Source organism: Rhodopirellula sp. MGV (assembly GCF_002251265.1).
Lineage (GTDB): Bacteria > Planctomycetota > Planctomycetia > Pirellulales > Pirellulaceae > Stieleria > Stieleria baltica_A.
Map to the genome: position 1 here is coordinate 68,823 of NZ_NPDI01000001.1, position 6,271 is coordinate 75,093.

1 protein-coding gene is annotated in these 6,271 nt (G+C 56.4%); it reads left to right on the forward strand.

Annotation, left to right across the window (positions count from 1 at the left end):
- The first annotated feature begins 3,277 nt into the window (after positions 1–3,277).
- Entirely contained in the window at positions 3,278–6,211 is a 2,934-nt protein-coding gene (locus CGZ80_RS29175; RefSeq protein WP_409994528.1) for a tandem-95 repeat protein, read from the forward strand.
- The last annotated feature ends 60 nt before the right edge of the window (positions 6,212–6,271 follow it).

Below are 6,271 nucleotides of genomic sequence, written 5' to 3' on the forward strand. Positions count from 1 at the left end.
TGGTGATTTCGTGACGTTTGTTGGTGATGACCTGTTGGAAGACGGTGCGGCCGGACGGTTCCGCCCAGCTGCTAATTCGAACATCATCGACAGTGCTGTCGACGCGATCGAACCACTCGTTGAATTGGTGGTCTTGAACGACCAACTTGATATTCCGACGCGAGTCATCGCGGCGCCGCAACGTGATTATTCCGGCCAATTGCGTGCCGACGAACCCACGATGGCGCCACCATCGGGTATTGGTGCGAACGTCTTCAAAGACCGCGGTGCACTTGACCGAGCTGACTTTGTCGGCCCAGTCGCTAGTCTGCAAACGCCGTTGGACAATGACTTCGCGATGACGGATACCGATCCGGCGATCAGCTTTGTAAGCCGCGAAGACGGGACCTTCACCGAGTTCCGTGTCCTGGTCCAGGACTTGGGTGATGAATCCAATCCGTTCGTCGGAAATGGCATTGACCCAACGACGATTTTGGTTCCGCCGATCGACGGACTGCGAGATCGTGGTGCCAACATCACGCTGTTCGAGAACGAACGGTTGCTGAAAGAAGGCGTTGACTACTCGTTCAGCTATGACGAGACGAGCGGCGTGATCTCGCTCCGTGCTTTGGCCGGGGTATGGCGAGATGACCGAGCTTATCGAATCGAACTCAACAACCGCGACCGTTCGGTTCTGGTTGCACCCGAAGCACGAAACTTGGCCGACGGCGATCAGATCTCTGTGATCGATTCCGACGGCGGAACTGTGATCTTCGAATTCGAAACAGGCTACTTGTTGAACATGCCTGAAGTCTTGACCCTGGAAGTACCACGCCAAGGTACGAACCAAGGCGGACTGATCGATGGTGGCGTGTTCACCCTGGACGGTCTGGTGTTCGAAATGGATTCCAACGGAACCACGGTTCCCGGCAGTATTCCAGTGACGTTGCCGACCACACCGACGCCGATCGATTCGGCGGCTCGTGAGATTTATCTTGCCGAGATTGCACAGAACATTCGCACGGCAATCATCGCTGCGTCCAATAACCCGAACTTCCAGTTGGACGTTGACGTTCGGGCCGAAGGTCGGCGAATTTACATCGGAGCGGAAGCGGGCAAGACCGTTGACGCTGGAACGAGCGGTTTGTTGATTGAACCGCGAACGCTGGCCTTGGAAGTTCCGCCTGCGGGATCTGACATCGGCGGCGTGATTGTCGGTGACACGTTCACCATCAACGACGGAAACGTCTCTGCGACGTTCGAGTTTGTCGATGTAAACACCACAGCGGCGGCCGGCAACATTCCGATTGATATTTCGCCAGTGGGCGGCGCCGCGTTGAACAGCCAATTGACCGCAGCGGCGATCGTCGCAGCGATTCAAGGTTCGAACTTGCGACTGACCCCGGAAGTCATCGGACGCCAGATCTTCTTGGGCTTGCCAGATAGCGGTTCGGCATCCGTATCGAGTGGCCGATTGCGTGCAGTCGGGCTAAGCCGTACTCCAGATGACGGTGACTTGATCACGGTCACGCCGAATGATGGCGGAACCCCTGTCGTCTTCGAGGTCAACCGCACCGACGAGCCAGACGGAGCGGGCGGGACGATGAACGACGGCGTGACTGCTGGTCGAATCGCCATCGATATCACTCGCGAAACAACGGCTGACCAACTGAGCGAATTGTTCGCCGCGGCGATCCAGTCACAGTCGATCGCCGGACTGCCAAACGAAGGTGTGATGGCAGTCGGTGGCGGAGTGTTGCAGCTTGGTGGTGAAGAGAATTTGCTGATCAACGCCGCCGGTACTCCATTCCGAGTTGCCGGGTCGCCAGGTGTGACGGGCGTTTCGACTTTGGAAGTCTTTGGACCGCTCCTGTTGGAAGTTCCGTTCACGACACCACTGGAAGGCGAATCGTTTACGATCACCGATCCAAATGGTCTGGTGATCAACTTCGAAATCGACACCGACAGCATCCTGACCGATCCGTCCGCGGTTCGGGTTGCGATCCCACGTTTCGCTGATCAACAAACCGTTACCAGTGCAATCGTCGCTGCGATCAACGGTTCGACGACCGGAGTGAATGCTGCGGCAACCGGAACTGGCTTGATTTCGCTCGGCCGTATTCAATCGAACCGCGTCGACACGGCTGGCAGCTCATTCACAGCACGTCGTGGAATCGTCAGCGATGGCGAATCGATCACGATCCGCCAAGGCGGCATTGCGGTCACCTACGAATTTGAATCGGTGGTCAACGGCGGTGGAGTTGGTCAAGGACACATTCCGGTTCCATTCCAGCCAACCAGTACTCCGGTCGATGTCGCGAACAGCTTGGCGGCTGCAATCAGCAGCAATCCTGGCGGCTTGAACGTCGATCCGCAGGTCACACCAGAAGGCCGTGTCGAACTGAACGACGTCGCGGGAACCACCGTCGATGTGAGCAGTGCTGCGTCCGTGATCTTGACTGGGGTCCCAGGCGGTGCGAATGCCGTTTCGCTGTCGCCTGCCGACTCGCCAGAGATCATCAATCGTGCGATTCTGGCCGCGATCAACAACCTGCCGAGCAGCTCACCGCTGACCGCAGTCAATCGTGGTGGGGCGACCTTGTTCATCGAGAACGCACGGCGTATCGACGGTCCGATCAAGAACTTCTACCTGCCAGCGATTAAAGACTTGGCGGGCAACAATCTGGCATCGAATCGTGATGACACGACCACGCAATTTACCTTGCTGATGCCGGGTATCCCGTTGGACTTCGGTGACGCTCCGGATCCACGTGGTCTGATTGATGGTCACTATCCAAGCTTGATCAGCAACGATGGTGCACGTCACGTCGTGACTGGTGATTTGACCCTGGGTTCACGTATCGACGCGGAACCAGACGCTCAAGTCACAGAGGCGGCTGATGGCGATGACTTGATTGCGTCCGTTTCTTCGGTTGGTCAGCTCTTTGCGACCAGCTTGGGTGATGGATACGCGGCGATCGAAGTCTTGCAGAATGTCGACGGTACAACCCGTGACGGTGATACCGTGACACTGGGCATCGCCGACCGTGAGGTCACTCTCGAATTCGACTTGGACGGGATCTTTGCCGAAGATCACTATGCGATCGCCGTCGAACCGGGGGATGCTAATTCGGTCGACAGAATCACCGAAGCAATTCGCGCGGCTGTTCTCGAGTCTGGACTGGATGCGGCCGGCGTCGAAATCTCAGGGGACCAAGTCTGGGTCTTCTCGGACGACGAAGACGGCGTACGCTTTACCAGCGCATTGAATCCGAACGGGAACTTCAGCAAGTCGGTGATGACGCCGATTACGGTCAGCGTGACTGGCACCGGTATCCTGCAAGCCTGGATCGACTTCAACGCGGACGGCGACTGGGATGACATCGGTGAGCAGGTCATTACCGGAACGGAATCGAGTGCGATGTTCGTTGATACCGGCTCACCGGTCGAACGGACTTTCAATATCACTGTTCCTTCCTTCGCGACTCCGCCGAACACTGCCACCGAAACGTACGCACGGTTCCGTGTGTCACGCGAAGGCGGACTCGGCCCGGCCGGTTTGGCCCAGAGCGGTGAAGTCGAAGATTACCGCGTTCTGTTGGTTCCGGATGCACCGCCGACACTGACACCAAGCCAGTCGACGCGACAGTTCAACGTTCAAGAGGACGGTGCTCTGTTGGCCCTCGATCGTGACGGCACGTCGACGACGAGCACCGCAGACGACGGCCTGTTGAAAGGCATCGTTGATCCCAATGGTGACCAAGTCGCGATCTACTCCGAGGACACTGGGGTTCGTACGCTGACCACCGACGGACAAGTTGCCGGTCAACTCAGCATTTCGTCCGACGGTACGTTCACCTTCGTTCCAGAGGCCGAATTCAACGGTCAAGCAGTCTTCACGGTTCGCTTGACGGATGTGAAGCCGACCAACACCGAAGCGAACTTGGTCAGTCAAACGCCGTTGACCGTGACGATCACGGTGACTCCTGTGAACGACCAGCCGTTCGCTGCCACCTCAAACGTGTCACAGTCGGTCAGTGTCGACGAGGATCAAGTCACGATCTTTACTGCCGAAGATCTGATCGACCCGTACTACGTCGCCGGACCAGCAAACGAAAGCGATCAACTGTTGATTTTCCAATCGGTTAGCAGCATCAACGGTGGCGAAGCGGTGTCGTCGCTTGGCGGGATCTTGGAAATCCTGCCAGGTGGTCGCTCCGTCCGTTACACACCACCGGTGAACTACAACGGTTCCGTGCCAGATTCGTTCAACTACAGCGTGGCGGACGTTCCCGGAACGTTGCAAACCTCGCGGGTTGCCGACAAGCAAGGCACGATTTCGATCTCGATCAACTCGGTCAACGATCCACCAATCGCGGCCCCAGACTTCTTCAACGCGATGGAAGATACCAATTTGGTCATCGCGGTACGCGGCGACGGGCAGACGTTTGACGGGATCTTGGACAACGATCGTCCGGGACCACAGAACGAAATCGATGCTCCGTTTAACCAAACGCTGTATCTGCCAATGGATCAGTTCGATGAGCCGATCACAACGGAACGTGGCGGTATGGTCCGCTTCGTCAATGGCGCTTTGTTGTACTCGCCACCTGGCCTGTACAGCGGACTGGATTCTTTCACCTACCGCGTCGCGGACAGTGATGATGCGGAATCGATTGGAACCGTCACCATCGACGTTGGCGGCGAAAACGATGCACCCGTGTTCGAAGGCGTCGGCGGAGAAAAGGACACGTCCAACCGACCGATCACGGATATCGAATTGTTGGAAGCGAAACCGAACAACGTTTCGACCTCGTTCGTGCTCGATTCCTGGTTCTCCGATCCAGAAAGCGATCCTTTGACTTTCACCGTCGTCAGCAGTGATCCCAACGGTGACATCGTCGATGTCGACTTGGATGACAGTGCTTTGACGCTGACACAAAAGGCGTTTCAGTTCGGCGAAGTCACATTGACCGTGACAGCTTCCGACGGCTCGATCAGCACCACTCAGGACATCACTGTCACGATCGTCAATGAAAACGACTCGCCGCTGATCAACCAGCGTCTGGGAACATTGGTTATCGACGAAGACAACGATGTGATTCGCCAACTCGGTAACGTCTTTGTCGATCCCGACAATGACACACTGACGTACACGATCACGCGTCTCGGGTCTCAGAACCGTCCGACCGCCGAAGATATCGCGAATCATCCGCTGATCGAATCGATCGAGATCGACCAGAATGGCGAAATGAAGATCACGCCGAAGCCAGACCAGAACGGCTCGGTCGAAATCGAAATCGAAGCGACCGATGGCGAATTCCGTGTGAACGACCGTTTCACACTAACGGTCAACCCGGTCGAAGATGCACCGCGTGCGGCGAACGACGCCTACAACTTGCCGATCGGTTCGACGCTTCGTCGCTTGAATCCTTCCGATGGAGTTTTGGCAAACGACTTCGATCCAGATGGTGATTCGATTCAGGTTATCCTGCCGATCGAAAGCATGCCGACCAAGGGCGACTTGGAAATCAATGCCGACGGAACGTTCGTCTACAACAACCGTTCTGGAAGCGTTGGCGAAACCGATACGTTCAGCTATCGCATCATCGATTCGAACAACAACGTGAGTGCGGTTCGCACCGTGACGTTGACTTTGAATCGATCGCAATACCAGAACCCGATCGGCGGATTCGAAGCCGACGTTACCGCTGACGGATTCGTTTCGCCGATCGACGCGTTGCGGATTATTAACCTGATCGCACGACGTGGCGACAGTACCGGTTCGGTTCCTGTTTCGCAAATCGGTACGCCTCCACCAGACTTCTACGACGTTGACGGTAACGGCGTGGTCTCGGTGCTTGACGCTTTGTTGGTGGTCAACGCACTCGGACGAATCCGAAGCGGTGCACAGGGTGAGCAAGTCGTTAGTTCGTTGTCGGGACTGGGATCGACCAGCTACGTCTCGGCGACTTCAGACTTCTTGCCAAGTGTAACGTCGACGCTTTCGTCCAACGATGATGGCGAAGATTCGTCGTCGGATGCGGAAGCCGTTTCGGCAACCGCAACAACTGACGCCCTACTGACTGCAGGGTTGCAGTTAGATTCTGCGATGGTCGACTCGGCCGGTGACCAACTGGTCGATTCGACGAGCTCGGACAAGGACGAATCAGCCGTCGACGAAGCACTTGCGGGTTTGTTTGACGACCTGGATTTAGCGTTCGAGTCATAACAGCTCGAACATCAACATGATTTTTTACCGAGGAAAGTTGGTTACCTTATTCGACTAGCT